Annotated in this window: 20 protein-coding genes; 12 read left to right on the top strand and 8 right to left on the bottom strand. The window is 62.4% G+C overall.

The annotated features are described in order from the left end of the window. The first annotated feature begins 217 nt into the window (after positions 1-217). The 4 genes from D4Q51_RS09100 (at position 218) to D4Q51_RS09085 (ending at position 3,340) form a co-directional block, all read left to right on the top strand. Entirely contained in the window at positions 218-715 is a 498-nt protein-coding gene (locus D4Q51_RS09100; RefSeq protein WP_205689469.1) for a lasso peptide biosynthesis B2 protein, read from the top strand. A gap of 166 nt (positions 716-881) precedes the next feature. Further along, the gene (locus D4Q51_RS09095; RefSeq protein ID WP_120077421.1) at positions 882-1,154 is read left to right on the top strand and encodes a hypothetical protein; all 273 of its coding nucleotides are present in this window, start codon (positions 882-884) and stop codon (positions 1,152-1,154) included. 75 nt (positions 1,155-1,229) lie between these two features. Continuing rightward, positions 1,230-2,633 carry an O-antigen ligase family protein gene (locus tag D4Q51_RS09090; RefSeq protein ID WP_120077420.1) on the top strand — a complete coding sequence of 468 codons (1,404 nt, stop codon included), beginning with the start codon at positions 1,230-1,232 and terminating at the stop codon, positions 2,631-2,633. Positions 2,634-2,686: 53 nt separating this feature from the next. Next, a complete protein-coding gene (locus D4Q51_RS09085; RefSeq protein WP_162925257.1) occupies positions 2,687-3,340 on the top strand; it encodes a hypothetical protein in 654 nt (217 codons plus the stop codon). Positions 3,341-3,402: 62 nt separating this feature from the next. Here D4Q51_RS09085 and D4Q51_RS09080 read toward each other — a convergent pair whose 3' ends face one another. From D4Q51_RS09080 to D4Q51_RS09070, 3 genes are read right to left on the bottom strand one after another with little or no spacing between them, the layout of a single operon-like run. Next, entirely contained in the window at positions 3,403-3,966 is a 564-nt protein-coding gene (locus tag D4Q51_RS09080; RefSeq protein ID WP_240624648.1) for an LptA/OstA family protein, read from the bottom strand. A 17-nt stretch (positions 3,967-3,983) separates the two neighbouring features. Beyond that, positions 3,984-4,637, bottom strand: coding sequence for an LPS export ABC transporter periplasmic protein LptC (locus D4Q51_RS09075; protein WP_120077417.1), 654 nt, complete (start codon positions 4,635-4,637; stop codon positions 3,984-3,986). Between the two features lie 24 nt (positions 4,638-4,661). Further along, positions 4,662-5,279 (bottom strand): ribonuclease D, encoded by a 618-nt coding sequence (locus D4Q51_RS09070; protein ID WP_120077416.1) that lies wholly within the window; start codon positions 5,277-5,279, stop codon positions 4,662-4,664. A gap of 114 nt (positions 5,280-5,393) precedes the next feature. Between D4Q51_RS09070 and D4Q51_RS09065 the strand changes: the two genes are divergently transcribed. The 7 genes from D4Q51_RS09065 to D4Q51_RS09040 all read left to right on the top strand — a co-directional run bounded on the left by D4Q51_RS09065 (position 5,394) and on the right by D4Q51_RS09040 (position 11,341). After that, positions 5,394-7,106 (top strand): ABC transporter ATP-binding protein, encoded by a 1,713-nt coding sequence (locus tag D4Q51_RS09065; RefSeq protein WP_120077415.1) that lies wholly within the window; start codon positions 5,394-5,396, stop codon positions 7,104-7,106. Then, positions 7,103-7,792: a uracil-DNA glycosylase gene (locus tag D4Q51_RS09060; RefSeq protein ID WP_120077414.1), complete on the top strand. Its 690-nt coding sequence runs from the start codon at positions 7,103-7,105 to the stop codon at positions 7,790-7,792. The genes D4Q51_RS09065 and D4Q51_RS09060 overlap by 4 nt, the downstream gene beginning before the upstream one ends. Before the next feature lie 204 nt (positions 7,793-7,996). Further along, on the top strand, positions 7,997-9,223 hold the full coding sequence (wecC, locus tag D4Q51_RS09055; RefSeq protein ID WP_240624655.1) for a UDP-N-acetyl-D-mannosamine dehydrogenase: 1,227 nt from the start codon (positions 7,997-7,999) through the stop codon (positions 9,221-9,223). Continuing rightward, positions 9,220-10,368: a non-hydrolyzing UDP-N-acetylglucosamine 2-epimerase gene (wecB, locus tag D4Q51_RS09050; RefSeq protein WP_120077412.1), complete on the top strand. Its 1,149-nt coding sequence runs from the start codon at positions 9,220-9,222 to the stop codon at positions 10,366-10,368. The genes wecC and wecB overlap by 4 nt, the downstream gene beginning before the upstream one ends. 51 nt (positions 10,369-10,419) lie before the next feature. Beyond that, on the top strand, positions 10,420-10,590 hold the full coding sequence (locus tag D4Q51_RS15985) for a hypothetical protein (protein ID WP_240624647.1): 171 nt from the start codon (positions 10,420-10,422) through the stop codon (positions 10,588-10,590). A gap of 21 nt (positions 10,591-10,611) precedes the next feature. Then, a complete protein-coding gene (locus D4Q51_RS15980; protein WP_240624646.1) occupies positions 10,612-10,749 on the top strand; it encodes a TraR/DksA C4-type zinc finger protein in 138 nt (45 codons plus the stop codon). A 49-nt stretch (positions 10,750-10,798) separates the two neighbouring features. After that, positions 10,799-11,341: an SGNH hydrolase domain-containing protein gene (locus tag D4Q51_RS09040; RefSeq protein WP_120077411.1), complete on the top strand. Its 543-nt coding sequence runs from the start codon at positions 10,799-10,801 to the stop codon at positions 11,339-11,341. On the opposite strand, the gene D4Q51_RS09035 is transcribed toward D4Q51_RS09040, so the two are convergent. After that, positions 11,330-11,581 carry a DUF6894 family protein gene (locus D4Q51_RS09035; RefSeq protein ID WP_120077410.1) on the bottom strand — a complete coding sequence of 84 codons (252 nt, stop codon included), beginning with the start codon at positions 11,579-11,581 and terminating at the stop codon, positions 11,330-11,332. The two genes, D4Q51_RS09040 and D4Q51_RS09035, sit on opposite strands and share 12 nt — an antisense overlap. A 112-nt stretch (positions 11,582-11,693) precedes the next feature. Here D4Q51_RS09035 and D4Q51_RS15710 point away from each other — a divergent pair, with 112 nt between their 5' ends. Further along, entirely contained in the window at positions 11,694-11,870 is a 177-nt protein-coding gene (locus D4Q51_RS15710) for a hypothetical protein (RefSeq protein WP_162925253.1), read from the top strand. Positions 11,871-11,875: 5 nt separating this feature from the next. Here the strand turns inward: D4Q51_RS15710 and D4Q51_RS09030 are convergent, their stop codons facing one another. From D4Q51_RS09030 to gltB, 4 genes are all read right to left on the bottom strand, one after another. After that, complete coding sequence (locus tag D4Q51_RS09030) at positions 11,876-12,487, bottom strand: 2OG-Fe(II) oxygenase (RefSeq protein ID WP_120077409.1); 612 nt, start codon at positions 12,485-12,487, stop codon at positions 11,876-11,878. 88 nt (positions 12,488-12,575) lie between these two features. Further along, positions 12,576-13,664, bottom strand: a complete 1,089-nt coding sequence (locus D4Q51_RS09025) for an acyltransferase family protein (RefSeq protein WP_120077408.1) — start codon at positions 13,662-13,664, stop codon at positions 12,576-12,578. Between the two features lie 63 nt (positions 13,665-13,727). Further along, complete coding sequence (locus tag D4Q51_RS09020; protein WP_120077407.1) at positions 13,728-15,164, bottom strand: glutamate synthase subunit beta; 1,437 nt, start codon at positions 15,162-15,164, stop codon at positions 13,728-13,730. A gap of 12 nt (positions 15,165-15,176) precedes the next feature. Further along, positions 15,177-19,835, bottom strand: coding sequence for a glutamate synthase large subunit (gltB, locus tag D4Q51_RS09015; RefSeq protein ID WP_120077406.1), 4,659 nt, complete (start codon positions 19,833-19,835; stop codon positions 15,177-15,179). Positions 19,836-19,938: the final 103 nt, after the last annotated feature.

Genomic DNA, 19,938 nt, shown 5'->3' with positions numbered 1-19,938 from the left:
CCGGTAGGCAATCTGGTCAATGCGGCGATAGAGCATTGTCATCGGCAGTATTCGATCCGGATGCGGAGGGCTTGGAATAGCGTTACCGTAATGCTTGGTATCCAGACCGTAAAGGAGGAGCAACCCGCAATTTGTCGCCGCTAATCAGTGAACCTGAGCGGGCCTTAGGCCTGGTGTTTTTCCACTTGCTCTTGCGCGATGTCGCCAAATGATGGGCTTGGCTACCGCTGCCTGGCGTGCGAGCACACCTGATATGACGATTCGAGGTCGCTCCCTGCTTCCCGGCACCGAAAAGCGGTCTTTACCGGTGAGGGTCTTGTTGACGACTGCCGCTTGCCTGCACGCCGTAAAGGCGCTTGCGACCGGGCGGATCGACTTTGCTCGCCAGGCTCCTGCTGATATTCTGGCCAACAACCGCCGTATTGCCGGCCATGCGCGCTCTGCGAGCCATGCCAGACAGGAAGATCCGGTGCGAGTGGCGCAGGTCAAATATGCCGTAATGCGCATGGCTCGCTTCGTGCCGTGGAGATCGGATTGTCTCGTCCAGGCGCTCGCGGCCCAGAAATGGCTCGAATCATATGGCATTGCAGCAAATCTGGTAATCGGCGTCGATCCGTTGCGTCCGCAGGGGTTTCACGCCCATGCATGGCTGACTTATGGCGAAGAACTTGTTACAGGCAGCAATAACGAAGGCTACGAGCCGCTAAGCTCGTGAATACTGGGGAAATGCGAGCTTTTCACATCGACGGCTCTATTTGCTGGGGCGGGAACTCAATCGGCGATTAAGAATTTCCACGTATCAAGCGTTGCATGGATTTGTGCAGTGCGGTATAGCCCAGTCGAAACCACGGTAATCAGGCCACCATTTAGGAGCCCACACCATGATGAAGAATATCCTCGCCGCAACCGCAGCCGCCTCGCTCACGCTGGCGCCCGTTGCTGCCCAGGCAAACACTCGTGCGGCTGACGCTGGCGTATCGATCGACATTTCGGATCGCCTTGGCGCTCCGGTCGGTGAAGCTGAAGAAGCTGGCTTGAAGGTTCCGCTGGCTCTGATCATCCTGCTCTTCGGTGCCGGTGCAGCCGCGATCATCGCGTTGATCGAATCGAACGGTGGTGAAGTGGTTGGCCCGCCGGCGTCGCCCGGCGTCTGATCATCAGCCGATACCTCGAAATTTGAAGTGATCCGCCCGCATCTTGCGGGCGGTTTGCTTTCTGGAAGGTTTTAGGTGGACCCCGCGAGCGAAAATCGATCGGCACAGGCACAGGCACAGGCTAAAGGCCCGAAGGCCGATCGCAAGTTCGTCGCTATTCTTGCATCCCCCGTTCTCCACCTCCAGTTGCTGATCGTTCTCGCCATCTGGCTCGGCGGCGGGGGCGTAGCCTATGGTTTTCGCAATCTCGCCATACAGCTGACCGCACTGGCAGTCCTGGCCCTGAATGCGCCGCTAGTGATGCGCTTCCTGCGGGAAGGCCCGCGTCCGCTGCAGCTTCTGGCAGGGCTGACGCTCCTCCTTCCGCTGATGCAGCTCGTCCCTCTGCCTCCGCAAGTGTGGCAGGGCCTCCCCGGACGCGAACTGCTGGGAGAAAGCTATGCCATCGCCGGTATCGCCGGCGAGCGGTGGGTGCCCGTCAGCGTAAATCCGATGCGCACGCTCGTAGCATTTTGCGCGAGCCTTGTGCCCGCTACCGTCATCGCTGTCGGTTCTCTTCTGCGAATCGAACAGAAGCTTCTCCTCGTATGGGCTCTAATTGCCGCCACCTTCGCCGCCCTTTGTCTCGGCGTCGCGCAAGTTGGCTCTGCCAACAGCTTTGGCCTCCTGTTCGAAGAGCGGACCGTTTCGGATGTCCTTTACGCCACTTTCGCGAATCGCAATTCGACGGCACTTCTTTTCGTTATCACGCTCTGCCTCATGGCCGGTTTCTCGATGCCCCGTCAGCAAGCCGTGATGTTCGCGCTCGTTCCAGTGTCCATTCTCCTGTTCATCGGAACGATCCTCACACAGTCGCGCACCGGCATGGTGCTGCTCGTCCTGCCAGTTGGAATCCTGGCCCTTCGCGGCGTCGGTGCACTGCTCGGTCGCAGGCCCGGGCCCCGTGGAAGGGTCGGGCAGCCGGCGATCTGGCTGAGCGCTGCGGCGGTTACTCTCGTCGTTGTCGCGGTGGGCGCCTCTGCCACGATGGGTGGACGAGCGGCTGACAGCTTCGCCCGCTTCAACGATACGCAGACCGACCGTCCCGAAATGTGGGAAGACGGGCTTTATGCCGCCGGTCAATACTGGCCGCTCGGGTCTGGCACCGGTTCCTTTGACGATGTCTTCCAGCTTCACGAATCGCTGGAGTATGTCTCTCCTCGCCGGGCCGGCCGTGCCCACAATGATTACGTGGAACTCTCTATCGAGAGCGGACTGATTGGTATTGCTCTGGCAGCAGCCTGGCTGGCGTGGTGCGGATTTGCAGCCTTGCGCCCCGCCCCCGATTCTACACGCTGGTTGCGGCTTGGCGCTGGTGCCGGAGTGGCAGCCATCGCCCTCCAATCGTTGCTCGACTACCCGTTGCGCAGTCAGACGCTGCTTTGCGTCGCCGGAGTGCTCGTCATTCTACTGGTCCGGACGCGGGAGTACGCCAGATGATGAGCCGGTTGGTGATTGGAATCGTGGCGCTGGCTCTCGGGGGGGTGGCAACCATGGCTCAGCTTGACCAGCAATCCCGCCTCTCCCCGGGTTACGCTCTGCTCGTTCCCGACGCATTCAGCGGGAATGCCGCGCGCGAACGAAGCAAGCTGGCACTGCAACTGGGCCAGCCGGAGGTGGCGTTGGCCGAGGCGCGCGAACAGATCGCTTTGCGTCCCATGCCTGCGGAGAGCCTTTCCCTGTTGGCCTTGGCTGCTATCGAAACCGGCAACTCCGATATTGCCCAAGAAGCGCTCGGTGCCGCCAGCCGACGGGGATGGCGCGAGCCCCTTGCGCAGTACGCCAGTGGAGAAGCTGCTTTGAACCAGGGCCTCGAAGCTGTGGCGGCTCAACGTATCGCCGCGCTATTTGCGACCGGCAACCTGAGGAAACCGGCCTATACCTTGCTGGCAAGGCTTGTCGAAACGAGTGAAGGGCGCGAAGCCTTCGCGGAACGGCTCGCGGCATTTGGCAGATGGCAGTCACAAATTGTATTAGGCGCAGCGGACTATGCGACTGCCGAGAACTGGTCTTCCACTATCGCTATGGCCCTTGATCAAGGTGCGAAATTGAACTGCGACCAAGTTCACCGCCTGGCTGAACGGTATCGCCGAGCGAACAGGCTTGATGCCGTTGCACGCCTGCAAACGGGCGCATGCAGATCCTGAAGGCGAGCAAGTCAGAAAACTTTGCGAATCAATGTGAAAGCTAATGTGCACTAGGCTTGAGTCTAGTCAGTCTCGGGCACCGCGAAAGTCCCCGATACGCGCCCCGATTCCCCGCTTGACTGCGCGCCCGCGCCGTCGACGCTCGAAAGACCCGAATTCAGGTCGATCACCAGACGCCCGCCGTTCAACGTATCGCTCCCCCGGCGCAGGGCCACATTGCCCGACATGACGATGACCCGGCGATTGAAATCATAGACAGCAGCACTACCGCTGGCGCGTTCATTGCCGCGGGTGACGGTCACCCCGCCCGTGGCATCGATGCGCTGGATTCGCAGGCTGCCGGAATCGGTATAGGCTACCGTCGTCCGCGCCGCGGTCAGTTGCAGGTCGCCCTGCCGGATCTGGACATCGCCAGACAGGACAACCCGGTTCTGCCGATCCTGCAACTCGATACGATCGGCAGCATAGTTGACCGGCTGGTTCGAGTTGAACCCGGCAATCGTCTGCGCTCCGGCAACCGAACCGAACGACAGCGCCGCGATCCCGCCAGCGAAGAGACCGCCAGCCAGACCCCGCAGAACAAGGTAACGAAGCGAAGGACGCGAGGATGGGGTTTTGGTATTCACGCTGTCAGGCTCCATCATCACATTTCCTCGGGCAGTCGCAATCGGCCGGGCACCATGCGCAGCCTGGCATTACCGTTGAGAGAGAAAGTACGCTCTTCCATGTCCGCGCGCATGGCATCGGCCGAGAAGGTACCAGCCGGGATCGCCCCGCTTACCTGCCCATCGCCGATAAGGGTGCGGGAGGGAAGGTCGATCGTCACGTTGCGAGCGATGAAATTGTAACCGTCGGCAGCGTCGAAGCGAACCGTGCCGGGAATGCGCACCTGCTCATCGTCGATGTCATAGACGCCGCGCGGGGCGGTAAGGATAGCCGGACCTTCGGCGAGCGCGAGCCGCGCTGTCATATCCTGCATCTCTACTAGCGGTACGGAATTGCTTCGCTGGACCGCTTCGCCCGCGACGAGGCTGAACGGACGCGCCCTGTTATCCTGACCGCGGTACATCGCGTTGTCGACGCGTAGCCGGTCGTCTGCAATGGCGACCTTGTTGCGGTCAAGCAGGAAGCTGATCTCCCCGCGCGGCGACAGCGGCGTAATCAGCATCATCGCCGCGACCACGCCCACCAGGGCGGGAAGCGCCACGGCCAGCACGCGCACGATCCGATCGAGCGAACCGCCCGGTGTCGCGAACTGCTGGCGCCTGTTGCGCATCCTGTCTGCGGCTCTGGTCATGCCATGCTCTAACGCCCGAGATCATTACTCGTGGCTGAAAATATCCTTGTCCGCCCAGCCTGCGATATCGAGCCGAGCGCGTGCAGGAAGGAAATCGTAGCAGGCTTGCGCGAGTTCAAGGCGGTCTTCCCGCGCGAGACGCTCGATCAGGATGTCGCGAAGACGGTGGAGATAGCGCACGTCCGAAGCGGCATATTCGCGCTGTGCATCATTCAGTTCAGGCGCGCCCCAATCGCTCGACTGCTGCTGCTTGGAGATATTCTCGCCCAGCAGCTCCTCGATCAGGTTTTTCAGCCCGTGGCGATCGGTATAGGTGCGCGTCATCTTGCTGGCGATCTTCGTGCAGAACACCGGAGCGGCCACTACACCTAGGTAATACTCGATGGCAGCGAGATCGAACCGGGCGAAGTGGTAAATTTTCACGCGGCTGGGATCAGCAAGGACCGCCTTCAGATTGGGCGCGTCGTAGTTACTGCCCTTGGCAAACCGAACAAGGTGCTCGTCACCATTGCCATCGCTGATCTGGACAACGCAAAGGCGGTCGCGCGGGGTGATGAGGCCCATGGTTTCGGTATCGACGGCAACCGGGCCATCGGCGAGAACGTCGGCGGGCAGATCTTCTTCATGGAAATGTATTGTCATGGCGGCTGTCCTTAGAGCGATAAGCACCGCTGGGGAAGGGCGGATACCCGATTTCGAATGTCGGCTGCGGGTACTTGCGCGGCGCCGTTTTCGCAGCCACACCGCCCCCAGCCCATGACCCTTCGTAACCTCATCAAGCGGGCGGCGCGCTACCGTGGCCAGCTTTTCGCGATCAGCGTGCTCGCGCTGCTGAGTTCGGTCAGCATGCTCGCCATTCCCGCCCTTGCCGGGATGCTGCTGGGCGATGCCATCACCGGCTCTGCCATGCAGGGCGGAGTGATCGCTGTCTTGCTGGTGGGTGCATTGCTACTGACGACCATATTTACGCTGGCGTCGAACGTGGTGACGGCAACGGCCTCCGCCCGGATCCTCGCCGATTTCCGCTGCGAGGTGTTCGATCATCTTTCGCACCTGCCGCTGGAATTCCATGATAACAGCCGACAGGGTGACCTGATTGCGCTGGCGACCTACGAGGCAAGCCGCCTGAGCGGCTTCCTTACAACTACGCTCGCCAATGTGCCGGCCATGCTGGCCACATCGCTCGGCGCAACCATCGCGCTGTTCCTTATCGATCCGATGCTGGCTTTCGTCGTGCCGGTGCTGGTGCCCGTCTTCTATCTGGCCCTGAAACTGCTTTCCCGCCGTCTTCGCAAGCTTGCCATGCGCGCACGTGCGGCAGAGGCGGAGGTCTATGCGGTGGCCGAAAGCCACCTGCAGATGCTGATGGCGACCAAGACCTTCGCCACCGAGCAAGAACAGGGCGCGCGATACTCCGAGGTGGTGGAGGAATCGCGCAGACGCGCGCTGGCCGCGCAGCATGCCAGTGCGGCTATCGGTCCCATTTCGGGGTTTATTGCAGGCTGCGCCGCAATCTTCATTATTGCCGCCGCCGGCACCCAGCTTTCGGGCGCGCAGGGAAATCCCGCAGAACTGTTCGCCTTCCTCTTCTACGCCGCATTGCTGACCCGTCCCATCGGTTCGTTATCCAGTGTCTATGGCCAGTGGCAGGTCGCGAAGGGCACCTTAACCCGGCTGGAGCAGGTCCTGCAGTTGCCGGAGGAGCCGGGCTATGGCGAAAGCGGCATGATTACCGAGCCGCGCGGGGCAATAGCGTTCGAGAACGTGCGCTTTTCGTATCCGGGCCGCAACGGCCCTATCCGCGATGCCAGCCTTACCATCGCGCCGGGCGAGGTGGTGGCCCTGATCGGGGAAAACGGCTGCGGCAAAACCACCCTGCTCAAGCTGATGCTGCGCCTGTACGATATCGAAAGCGGTCGCATCACTTTCGACGGGCGCGATATCACCACGCTCGACGTACGTAGCCTGCGTAGACAGGTGGGATATGTTCCGCAACTTGCGCTCCTGTTCAACGGCACGGTGCGCGAGAACCTGGCCTTTGGCTATCACGGCAGCGAAGCGCCCGATTTCGAACGGGCCCTGTTGCTGGCGCAGGCGAGCGCCTTCGTTTCCGCCCTTCCGGACGGGCTCGAGACCGTGATCGGAGACAACGGCGTGCGCCTTTCCGGCGGACAACGCCAGCGCATCGCACTGGCGCGGGCGATCATCGCCGATCCGCCAGTGCTGGTGTTCGACGAGGCAACATCAATGTGGGATCTGGAAGGCGAAGCGGCCTTCGTGGAATCGTGCCGCGAGGCTCTCGTGGGGCGGACGGTCCTGCTCATCACCCACCGGCCCGCCAGTCTTGCTCTGGCGGACCGTATCGTGACGATCGAGGGCGGGGAGTGCCGTGAGATCGAACCGGGACCGGAACTGGACGAACTTCTGGCCAAGCGTTCCGGGCCGCCGGGCGGGATCGCTTTACGATGACCGGGCCTGCGGACCTGCCGCCCAGTTGGGCACCTGTCCTCGCTCCCGTGCTCGCAAGCGACCAAGCGCGCAGCCTTGGGGGCTGGTTGCAGGCTGAAGAGGAGGCCGGAAAGGTCGTATATCCGCCACGTGGCTGTCGTCTGCGAGCGCTGGAGCTCACCCCGCTCGATACAGTGCGCGTGGTGATCCTGGGGCAGGACCCCTATCACGGGCCGGGCCAGGCGCATGGTCTGTGCTTTTCCGTGCCGCAGGGCGTGCCGCCGCCGCCGTCGCTGAAGAATATCTTCAAGGAAATGGAAAGCGATCTCGGTCTTCCCCGCCCCGATCATGGATCGCTGGAGAAATGGGCGCAGCAGGGCGTGCTGCTGCTCAACAACACGTTGACCGTGCAGCAGGGTATGGCAGGCAGCCACGCCGGGAAGGGCTGGGAGGCGATCACCGACGCCTGCGTCGCCGCTGTTGCCGAACGCGCCGAACCCACGGTCTTCATTCTCTGGGGTAGCCACGCGCAGGGTAAGGCGTCTCGCATCGCGGCGCTGCGCGATAGCGACCGGCATCTTTCCCTCAAGAGCCCGCATCCAAGCCCGCTTTCGGCGCATCGGGGGTTCTTCGGCTCGAGGCCGTTCTCGCAAACCAATGCGTTTCTTGAGAAAAACGGACGCGGTAGCATCGAATGGCGTCTTTGAACGTCGTTTTGCGACCAGTCTCTCCAAAGGAACGCTTCCTAAACGATTGCCCGCTTATGGTTGCCGCGAAATTAGGCAACCTGCGCCGTGCCTCAACGCCGGCGCGCATTGGGGTAATCGATGTACATCAACCAGTCGCAACTGACCGACGAGAAACAGCTTTGCGAGGCCAGCAAAGAGCAGGTCGAGCGTTTCGATGTCGCCATGATCGGGCTCGGCTATATCGGGTTGCCGACTGCAGCGGTCATCGCACGTGCCGGTCTCTCGGTGCGCGGCGTAGATATCTCCCAGCGGATCGTCGACCTCGTCAATCAGGGCAAGGTGCATATCCAGGAAACGGACCTCGACGCGCTGGTGAAGAATGTTGTTACCGACGGGATGCTGACGGCCTCGACAGAACCGCCCGTGGCCGACATCTACCTTATCGCCGTTCCGACGCCTTTTGGCGATGACAAGCAGCCGGACATTTCCATGGTGCTGGACGCCGCTCGCCTGATCGCACCTGTCCTGCCGGTGGGCGGTTGCGTGATCCTCGAAAGCACCTCGCCTGTCGGCACGACGCAGCAGGTGGCAAGCGTTCTGGCCGAGATGCGCCCCGATCTTGCCATTCCCGGCCACTGCGGCGGCCGGTCGCCCGACGTGCACATTGCTTACTGCCCCGAACGCGTGCTGCCCGGCAAGATCATCGAGGAACTGGTCGCGAACGATCGTGTCGTGGGTGGCATGACCAAGGCGTGCGCCTACCATGCGAAGGACTTCTACAACCGATTTGTTCGTGGCGACTGTATCGAGACGAGCGCCGGTGTGGCAGAGATGGTGAAGCTGACGGAGAACAGCTTTCGCGACGTCAACATCGCTTTCGCCAACGAACTTTCGCTGGTGGCAGAACACATGGACATCGACGTATGGGAAGTGATCCGCCTTGCCAACCGCCATCCACGCGTGAATGTCCTGCAACCCGGCCCAGGCGTTGGCGGACATTGCATAGCCGTGGATCCATGGTTCCTCGTATCCAGCGCGCCTGAACAGGCCCGCCTGATCCGCACCGCGCGCGAGGTGAACGATGCCAAGCCCGAACACGTGATTGGCAGGCTGAATGCCATGCTGGCTGCAAGCCCCGACTCAAGAATTGCGCTGCTTGGCCTCGCCTTCAAACCGAACATCGACGACTTTCGCGAAAGCCCCGCACTCGAAATCGCCCAGCGAATTGCCAGCGAGCATGGCGACCGCGTGCTGGTGGTGGAGCCCTTCACCGACGAACTGCCCGCCGCCATGGCAGGCGCTGGCGCTGTGCTGACCACTTACGACCGGGCGATGGCCGAAGCCGACCTCGTCGCCGTGCTCGTGGACCACGATGCCTTCCGCTCTGCCCCGCGATACCTTAGTGCTGGCAAGATCGTGTACGACACCAGGGGCATGTGGGCGCAATGAGCGGAGCAGCGGGAAAGGAACCCCGCATCCTAGTTTGCTTTGGCACCCGGCCAGAGGCAATCAAGATGTTCCCGGTGGTCCACGCCCTGCGAAATCGCGGCGGAATGGACGTGCGCGTCGCCGTAACCGCACAGCACCGCGACCTCCTCGACCAAGTGCTGGAGATCGGCGAGATTGTCCCGGACGTCGACCTCGACCTGATGCGGGCCGGGCAGACGCTGGACGAACTGTCTGCGCGCATCCTCACCAGCTTCGGTAAGGTGCTGGACGATCTGCAGCCCGACCGCGTGCTGGTCCACGGCGACACGCTGACCACGATGATGGTCACGCTCTCCAGCTATTTCCGCAAGATACCTGTCGGGCACGTGGAGGCTGGCCTGCGCAGCGGCAACATCTATTCACCATGGCCGGAGGAAGTGAACCGTAAGGTAGCAGGGTCGGTCTCCGACCTACATTTCGCGCCGACACAAGGCGCGGCAGATGCTCTGCTGGCGGAGAATGTGCCGTCCTCTGCGATATACGTTACCGGCAACACGGTGATCGACGCGCTGTTCGCCACTCGCGCCAAGGTTGAGGCGAACCCGGAACTTGCCTCCGGGCTGGACGAGGTTGCGGTCCGTTTCGCGGACAAGGGCCTCATCGCTGTCACCGCGCATCGCCGAGAGAACTTCGGCGAAGGGATGCAGGCCATCGCCGATGCCATCGCCACCTTGGCAAACCGGCAGGACGTGGCAGTGATCTTCCCCGTCCATCCCAATCCCAACGTGCGCCCGGTAATGGAGGCGACCATGGGCGGTCTCGGCAACGTGGCTTTACTGGAACCGCTTGATTACCCCCATTTCGTTCGCTTGATGGCAATGGCCGACCTGCTGCTGACCGACAGCGGAGGTGTGCAGGAGGAAGGGCCGAGTTTCGGCAAGCCGGTCCTCGTGATGCGCGACACGACGGAACGGCCCGAGGGGATCGAGGCAGGCACGGCCAAGCTCGTCGGCACCGACCGCGATCTGATCGTGCGCGAGGCAACGCGCCTTCTCGATGATGCACAGGCATACGAAGCCATGGCACGCGCGCACAATCCCTATGGCGATGGCAAAGCATCCGCCCGCATTGCCGATGCCGTAGCCGAGGCACACGGCGTCGCCTGACCTTTCTCAAGCCTTTGACGAGTCCCCCGCATATGGGCCAGCGTGCCTGTGATGACCGACAATGAAGCCCGTACTGCCCTGACCGAGCGCCTTGCCGAACTGGATCGGCTCGACGCACTGAGCGAGGAAGGCCGCGCGCCAGTGACCTTGCAGCAGGACAGCGTAGGTCGCCTCTCACGCATGGACGCGATGCAGCAGCAGGCGATGGCGCTGGCCGAGTAGCGCCGCCGCCAGGGCGAGCGTGTGCGGCTCAAGTCGGCACTGGAACGCCTGGATGATGACGAGTGGGGCTGGTGCGTGCAGTGCGGTGGAAAGATCGCCGGGGGAAGGCTGCGCAACGATCCCAGCGTCGCGCTGTGCGTCGGGTGCGCCGCCAAGTGACAGCCGCGGCGGGCGCAGGCATCCGGCGCAATTCAACCAAAACATCCAGATGCTGCGCGTGATGCGCTTGCGGCGCAATGCCCGCAGTGTCACCAGCGAAATAGAACGCATCATCAGGGCCGTGCGAGCGGCGGGCGCGACGCGCGTCTACATCGCCTATCGCTGGTACGAGGAAGATACAGACGGCGTCGCGGCACTGGTAAACCATTTGCAGCAGGCCGACTTCGCCGAGGCCGTGTTGGTAAGAGACATACCTGCCTACAACCTCGGCCTTGTCGGCTGCTGGGTGCAGCAGAACGCGATGCTGGTAAGCGGACTGTGCAACCACGACCTGCGCGAACCGTTGCCGGGCTCGCTGATCCAGAATGCCGACAAAGGTGAATGGCTCCAGGTTTCAGTCTCGAACCTGCCCGTAATCGATACACATGCCGCGCTGTGCGAGAACGGCATCTGTCCCGTGCTGCACGGCGACGTGCTGATCTACCAAGACGGCACTCACCTGCACGGCAATCTGCCGTGCGAAGCGCAGCTGTGGCTTTATGAAAGGCTGTTTGCGTCGGACAGGGATAAAGCCGAGGTGTCAGGCCCTTAGCGTGTCGGCTTCGATATGCAGGAAATCGGCCAGCGGATAGCGGGCCACCACGGTGTCGTCATTATCGAGGACCATTACGTCCTGTGCCAGGTGCAGGCTGCCCCGGCCGAGTTCTTCCGCCGCGAGACCGCGCGCAACGTGCTTTGCTACCTTGTCCACCGCCCAGACATCCGGAAGGTCGAACGCGATTTCCCGGCTGCGCGAGTTTTCACGTTCGAGACAGAATCGGTAGTCCGGCATAATCCCCTTCGCACCAAACTCACAGCATGGAGATTACACCTTGATGACAGTTGCCTGAGGCTAACCCGTACGCGCCACTGGCGTACCGGAAGTTACCTGCTAGGGAGCGCGCATGGCCGCCTTGGGGTGCATTCTGTTGCTGGTCTTGCCGATCGCAGGATTGACGATTGGTGGCTGGCTCGCTGGCTCTGCAGGAATGATCTGGGGAGCCGGTATTGGCTTTACAATCGCGCTCGCGATATGCGGCGTTGCCGGCGGCGCGCTTGTGAAAGCGGGCAAACGGAACTGATCCCGTCAACTCTGGTCTTCGGAACCGCTATCTTCGGAACCGCTATCTTCGGAACCGCTATCTTCGGAACCCTTGTCGATAAGGAATATCGCAATGGTCAGTCTGAAGGCCTGAGCCGCCTGTGACTGCGGACGCAGCGCATGGGGTACTCCGCGTTCGAAATAGGCGACCCGTCCTGGTGTGTAGGGCAAGGCCAGCTCGATTTCACTGGCTTGATCGTCATAGAACATAGTCTCGCCAAACCAGTGCAGCTCCCACTTCAGGTTTACGTAGTAGAGCAGCACATCAGCAGTGTTGTGCGAATGCGGGAAATGCACGTCGGTCGGATGCGAGAGGTTGATGACTGCCTTCTTTATGTCTTTCCCCTCGAACACCTCGTGCAGCGGCGAGGCCATGAGGTTGAACAGTAGCGGCGACCGGTTGAGGTCATCATCCGGCATGGCATGGTAGAGATAACGATAATTGCTGAGTTCAAGGATCGGGGTGTCGCTCCAGCCGATCTTGTAAGGGGCTGCGACAGCTTTCTCGTAAATCTCCGCGCGGTCTGCGTAGCTGAAAAGGTCGTCGACGACCCTGATCATCTTCCCGTTCTTCAACGTATATTCGGTTTGCTTCATTCCGCCCTCGTGCCCGCTGGGTTGACCGATATTGTAGCAGCATGCCGATGAAAGGCAGTGAAAAACTGCAAACCTTGTTATCCGCGCCTCATACACCGGTTTCCTGCAGCAGCCTGTCTCTGCGCCATTTGCCGGTCAGTCGTTGGTTGAGCCAGCGCGTCATCGGACGTTCGACGCGGTGGAATGCGAGCAGACTGGCGGCATAGACCAGGATCAGTACCCCGATCAGGAATGGCCAGGCACCGAAACGCAGCGGCAGCAGCGAGATCGCAGCCATCCCCACCGGCACGTGCAGCAGGTATAACGCGTAGCTTGAATCGCCCAGCAGGTTGGCGAGGTTCGCGAAGGGAATCTTCAGCGGACCGCCAAGCACAGCGACAGCCAGCAGCACGGCCGGCATTCCCGCCCAGACTGTATAGGTAATATCCAGCGGAGCCGTCGCCCCCGCGAGAGAGACAGTAAAGAAGCTGAGGATAGAGAGCGCAAGTGCCGCCCATCGGATTACCGGAGACAGTACATTGCCTTGTTGGCGAAAGGCCGCCAGCGCCATTCCGAACAGGAAAACCAGCAGTATCGGACGGGTAAGGCTGCTGAAGAAAGCCTTTTCCGGCGACAGAAAAATGCCTGCCAGCACCAGTGCAACGATACCAACGCTGGCGACGGCAATCGCCGGAGCGCGCCCCCAGCGAAGTCCGAGGCCGAAAAGCAGGTAGAACACCATCTCGTAAAATAATGTCCACCCTGGCCAGAGCAGGAATTCTGGCCTGCCGTAGAAGGCGACCGTATCGGTGGGCAAGAGGATCATCGAACTGGCAAGCCAACTGCCGTTCACTTCGCGCCCGAGGTACAGCGAGACAGTCACCAGTAAAATTGTCGCAAGCCAATAGGGAGGCAGGATGCGGATGCAGCGGCGTGTCCAGAAGACGCGCGTCGCCCCGGCAGAAGCGAACAGCTTCTGTGAGGAGACGACCATGATGTAGCCGGAGATCACGAAGAACAGGGCGACCGCTGACTGCGCAAGGTGTCCGTCCCCGCGTGGCAATCCCAGGCCCGGTCCGATATGATCAGCATAGGCAAAGGCAAGGTGGAGGATTGCCACTACACCTGCCGCCAGCGCGCGCAGAAGCTGCACGGCAGCGACCTTGCCGTCCTGTCGTTCCCCCGTGGATCGATCCATGAAGTGACTATCCGTTCGCGGCGATCCCGCGGCAAGGATTTTCGCCAATTCCTTGAGACGGCGTCAGCGCGGCAGTTCGGTAACGCCCATCAGCGCCTCGTCCACGCTGGCTGCGCACTGGCGACCTTCGCGGATGGCCCAGACGACCAGCGACTGGCCGCGGCGCATGTCGCCGCAGGCGTAGATCGCGGGGTCCGAGGTGCGATAGTCCTTCACGTTCGCCTCCACGTTGCCACGGTCGGTAAGGGTGACGGCGCTCTGCTCGATCATGCCCTGCTGGCGCGGGCCGAGGAAGCCCATGGCAAGGAGGATGAGATCGGCGGGCAGGGTGAACTCGCTGTCGGGCACTTCCTTCAACTGCCCCTCGGACCAGTCGGCGCGCACGCATTTCAGGCCGGTAACCTTGCCGTCCTCGCCCACCACTTCCTTGGTCAGCACGGACCAGTCGCGCTCCACGCCCTCTTCGTGGCTGCTGGAGGTGCGCAGCTTCATCGGCCAGTCTGGCCAGGTCAGCAGCTTGTTTTCCTTCTCGGGCGGCTGCGGCATGATCTCGATCTGGGTAACGCTCTTGGCGCCCTGGCGGTTGCTGGTGCCCACGCAGTCCGAACCGGTGTCGCCGCCGCCGATCACGATCACGTGCTTGCCCGTGGCCGTCAGCGTGCCGCGCGGTGCGGCGCGTGTCTCGTCGTCGCCCGCGTTGCGCTTGTTCTGCTGGGTGAGAAATTCCATCGCGAGGCGAACGCCCGACATTTCCGCACCGGGGATTTCCAGCATGCGCGGATGCTCCGCCCCGCCTGCCAGCACGACCGCGTCGAAATTCTCCTTGAGGTTCTTCATGGAAATATCGACGCCGACTTCGGTGGAGGTTTTGAAGACAACGCCTTCTGCCTCCATCTGCACCGCGCGGCGATTGATCTGGGTCTTTTCCATCTTGAAGTCGGGAATGCCGTAGCGCAGCAGGCCGCCCACGCGGTCAGACTTCTCGAACACGGTGACGGAATGCCCGGCGCGCGCCAGCTGCTGGGCGCAGGCCATGCCGGCGGGACCGGAGCCGACCACGGCTACGCTCTTGCCGGTCTTTGTCTCCGGCACCTGCGGCTTCACCCAGCCTTCCTTCCAGCCGCGATCGATGATCGCGCACTCGATGGACTTGATGGTGACCGGCTCGTCCGTGATGTTCAGCGTACAGCTGGCCTCGCACGGGGCGGGGCACACGCGGCCGGTGAATTCGGGGAAGTTGTTGGTGGAGTGCAAGATCTCCAGCGCGTTCTTCCAGTCGCCCTCATAGACGAGGTGATTCCAGTCCGGGATGATGTTGTTCACCGGACAGCCGTTGTGACAATAGGGAATGCCGCAATTCATGCAGCGGGCGGCCTGGTTCTTCAGGCCTTCCTCGCTGTGCGGAATCATGAATTCCTTGTAGTGCTTCAGCCGCTCTTCAGGCGCATCGTAGGTGCGATCCTTGCGCTCGATTTCGAGGAAGCCGGTTTCCTTGCCCATGATCTTTTATCCTTACTCGGCCGCGACGCTGGCGGCTTCTTCGCGCTCTGCCTCAAGCTGCTTGAGGGCGCGTGCATAATCCTTCGGCATGACCTTCACGAAGGCCTTCACCGCGTTGTCCCAGTCGGCCAGCAGGTCGCTGGCGCGCTTCGAGCCAGTGTGCAGCTTGTGCCGTTCCAGCAGGATCTTAAGGCGCGCGGCATCGTGGTACATCGGGTCGCCCATGCCAAGGTCGTCGACCGTGGAGGGGCGCTGCTGCGGCAGGCCCGTACCTTCGGGATCCCTCGCAGCCGTGTCGATGCCCAGCAGGTCCACCTGCGCCATGTTGCAGCGGCTGGAGAAGGTGCCATCCGGATCATAGACGTAGGCGATGCCGCCGCTCATGCCGGCTGCGAAGTTGCGGCCGGTGGGTCCGAGCACGGCAACGGTGCCGCCGGTCATGTATTCGCAGCCATGGTCGCCCGTGCCCTCGACCACCGCGATGGCGCCCGAGTTTCGCACGGCGAAACGCTCCCCCGCAACGCCGCAGAAATAGGCTTCGCCAGAAATCGCGCCGTAGAGGCAGGTGTTGCCGACAATGATGTTGTTCACCGGATCGCGCGAGACGCCGTCCGGTGCGCGCACGATAACGCGGCCACCCGACAAGCCCTTGCCGACGTAGTCGTTGGCATCGCCCACAAGGTCCAGCGTGACGCCGTGCGCCAACCACGCGGCAAAGCTCTGCCCCGCTGTACCGGTGAAGTTGATGCGAACCGTGTCGACCGGCAGGCCCTTGTGGCCATGCGCCTCCGCAATGCGGCCCGAAAGCATCGTGCCGACAGTGCGGTTGAGGTTGCGGATCAGGTATTCCAGCTGCACCGGAGCGCCGCTTTCGATGGCCTCCTGGCAATCGGCGATCAGCTGGTTGTCGAGCGCGTTCTGCAGGCCGTGGTCCTGTTCCTCGGTGTGGAACAGCTTCTTGCCTTGGGGCAGCTCGACAGTGTGCAGCAGCTTCGACAGGTCCACCCCGTCCGCCTTCCAGTGCCGGATGGCGCGGTTCATGTCGATGCGGTCCACCCGGCCGATCATTTCCTCCACGGTGCGGAAGCCCATTTCGGCCATGATGGCGCGCAGTTCCTCGGCCACGAAGAAGAAGTAGTTGATGACGTGTTCCGGCTGCCCGACGAAGCGCTTGCGCAGTTCGGGGTTCTGAGTCGCCACGCCCACCGGACAGGTGTTGAGGTGGCATTTGCGCATCATGATGCAGCCAGCGGCGATCAGCGGGGCGGTGGCAAAGCCGAACTCGTCCGCGCCCAGCAATGCGCCGATGGCAACGTCGCGCCCGGTGCGAAGGCCGCCGTCCACCTGCACCGCGATGCGGCTGCGCAGATCGTTCAGCAACAGCGTCTGCTGCGTTTCGGCAAGGCCGATTTCCCATGGGGAACCGGCGTGGGTCAGGCTGGTGAGGGGCGATGCACCCGTGCCGCCTTCGTAACCGGAGATGGTCACGTGATCGGCGCGCGCCTTGGATACGCCTGCGGCCACGGTGCCCACGCCCACTTCGGAGACGAGCTTCACCGAAATGCGCGATTTGGGCTGCACGTTCTTCAGATCGTGGATCAGCTGGGCCAGATCCTCGATCGAGTAGATATCGTGGTGCGGCGGCGGCGAAATCAGTCCCACGCCGGGAGTGGAGTGGCGCACCTTGCCGATGCGCTTGTCCACCTTGTGGCCGGGCAGCTGGCCGCCTTCGCCGGGCTTTGCGCCCTGCGCCATCTTGATCTGGATATCGTCCGAATTGGCGAGATACTCGGTCGTCACGCCGAACCGGCCAGAGGCGACCTGCTTGATCCGGCTGCGCATCGAATCGCCGTTTTCCAGCGGCACGAAGCGTTCCGGCTCCTCCCCGCCTTCGCCGGTGTTGGAACGCCCGCCGATGCGGTTCATGGCAATCGCCAGCGTCGAGTGCGCCTCGTGACTGATCGAGCCGAAGCTCATCGCGCCGGTGCTGAAGCGCTTGACGATTTCTTCCGCCGGTTCGACTTCGGAAATGTCGATGGCCTTGTCTGCCTTCTTCAGTTCCATCAGGCCGCGGATCGTCAGCAGGCGTTCGGCCTGCTCGTTCACCGATGCAGCAAAGGCATTGTACTGCTCCTGCGCATTGGCATCGCGATTTTCCGCGCGCACGGCGTGTTGCAGGTTGGCGATGTTGGTGGGCGTCCAGGCATGTTCCTCGCCGCGCAGGCGATACTGGTAGATGCCGCCCACATCCAGCATGGAGCGATAGATGGGGTTGTCGCCGTAGGCCGCCGCGTGACGGCGCACGGTTTCCTGCGCCACTTCCTTCAGGCCAATGCCCTCGATCGTGGTGGCGGTGCGGGTGAAGAACTTCTCCACGAACTCGGTGGAAAGGCCCACCGCGTCGAAGATCTGCGCGCCACAGTAGGATTGATAGGTGCTGATGCCCATCTTGGACATCACCTTGCGGATGCCCTTGCCCACCGCCTTGATGTAGTTCTGCTCCACCTTGGCCGCATCAAGCTCGGGGAATTTGCGCGCGCGGATATCTTCCAGCGTCTCGAACGCGAGGTAGGGATTGATTGCTTCCGCGCCGTAGCCTGCCAGCACGCAGAAGTGATGCACCTCGCGCGCTTCGCCGGTTTCCACGACGATGCCGGTCTGCATTCGCAGGCCCTGGCGCACCAGCTGGTGATGCACGGCAGCCGTTGCCAGCAGGGCGGGCATCGGAATGCGATCCGGCCCCTGCTTGCGGTCGGACAGGATAAGGATGTTCTTGTCCTGCAGCACGGCCTCTGTCGCGGCCCAGCACATTTCCTTGATCGCCATTTCCAGGCCATCGGCCCCGGCCTCGGCGTCCCAGGTGATGTCGATGGTGGCCGTGCGGAATGCGCCGTCCAGGCTCGCTTCGACAGAGCGGATCTTTTCCATGCCGCGGTTGGTGAGGATCGGCTGGCTGATTTCCAGGCGCTTGTGCGTGCCGGCCTCGCGGCCCAGCAGGTTCGGGCGCGGGCCGACCATGGTGAGCAGGCTCATCACCAGCTCCTCGCGGATCGGGTCGATCGGCGGGTTGGTGACCTGGGCGAAGTTCTGCTTGAAATAGTCGTAAAGCAGGCGGCTGCGGTTCGACAGCACGGCAATCGGCGTATCGGTGCCCATGGAGCCGATGGGATCGTCGCCGTTCGCGGCCATCGGCTCGAGGAACTTGGCGATGTCTTCCTGCGTGTAGCCGAAGGCCTGCTGGCGATCGAGCAGGCTCACCTCGTGCTCCTGCACGGCGTCCTGGTCGGTCTCGATCGCTTCGAGATCCTTCAGCTTGTACTGCGCCTTTTCCAGCCACTCCTCGTAAGGATGGGCATTGGCGAGTTCGGCCTTCAGTTCCTCGTCCTCGACGATGCGGCCCTGTTCGAGATCGATCAGCAGCATGCGGCCCGGCTGCAGGCGCCACTTGCGGGTGATCTCTTCCTCGGTGAAGGGCAGCACGCCGCTTTCGGAGGCGAGGCAGACGAGATCGTCCTTGGTCACGCAATAGCGTGCAGGGCGCAGGCCGTTGCGGTCCAGCGTGGCGGCGATCTGGCGGCCATCGGTAAAGGCGACGGCGGCGGGACCGTCCCACGGCTCCATCAGCGCGGCGTGGTATTCGTAAAAGGCACGGCGCTTGGGATCCATCAGGTCGTTGCCGTTCCACGCTTCGGGGATCAGCATCATCATGGCATGGGCCAGCGAGTATCCGCCCAGCAGTAGCAGCTCGAGCGCGTTGTCGAGGCAGGCCGTGTCGGACTGGCCGTGCGGCACGATCGGCCACAGCTTGTCGAGGTCCGCGCCCAGCAGGTCGCTTTCCATCGTGCGGCGGCGCGCGTTCATCCAGTTCACGTTGCCGCGCACCGTGTTGATCTCGCCGTTGTGACAGGCGAGGCGGAACGGCTGGGCAAGGCGCCAGGAGGGGAAGGTGTTGGTAGAGAAGCGCTGGTGCACGAGGCCCAGCGCGCTCTCGCAATCGGGATCGCGCAGGTCGTCGTAGAAGCTGCCCACCTGGTTTGCCAGCAGCAGCCCCTTGTAGACGACGGTGCGGCTGGAGAAGCTGGGCATGTACAGCTTCTCGAGGCCCGGCATCGCGTGCTTCTTCGCCAGTTCCTTGAGCGGGTTCTGGGTCTGCTTGCGGATCACGATCAGCTTGCGCTCGAACGCGTCCTGATCGGCGCAGTTGTCGCCCTTGGCGATGAAGCACTGGCGGATCACCGGCATCGAATCGAGCACGGCCTTGCCCAGGCCATCGGTGGTGGTCGGCACGTCGCGCCAGCCGATCAGGTGCTGGCCTTCCTTGGCGATGAACTTCTCGAACTGGGCGGTAATGAATTCGCGCGCCTCGTCCTGCTGCGGCATGAAACACATGGCAACGGCGTATTCGCCCGCCGGGGGCAGGGTCAGGCCCTCGCCGGTGGCCCAGCGGCGATAGAGCTTGTCCGGAATCTGGATGAGGATACCCGCACCGTCGCCCAGCAGCGGATCCGCGCCCACCGCGCCGCGGTGATCGAGGTTCGCCAGAATTTCCAGGCCCTGGGTAATGATATCGTGCGAGGCGGTGCCTTTGATATGGGCAACAAAGCCCATGCCGCAGTTGTCGTGCTCGTTTACGGAATCATACAGACCCTGGGGGGCGGGATACTCGGTCAATCTTCAACTTCCTGTTTCGCGTGCATATTCCGGGCGGAGGATTAGCACGCTTCGAAACCAGTTACACTGGTAACGAAACGCGAATCAACAGCCCGGCAAGGCA

The sequence above is a fragment of the Aurantiacibacter odishensis genome (genome assembly GCF_003605195.1).
Lineage (GTDB): Bacteria > Pseudomonadota > Alphaproteobacteria > Sphingomonadales > Sphingomonadaceae > Alteraurantiacibacter > Alteraurantiacibacter odishensis.
This window is presented reverse-complemented; position numbering and strand designations above follow the sequence as displayed.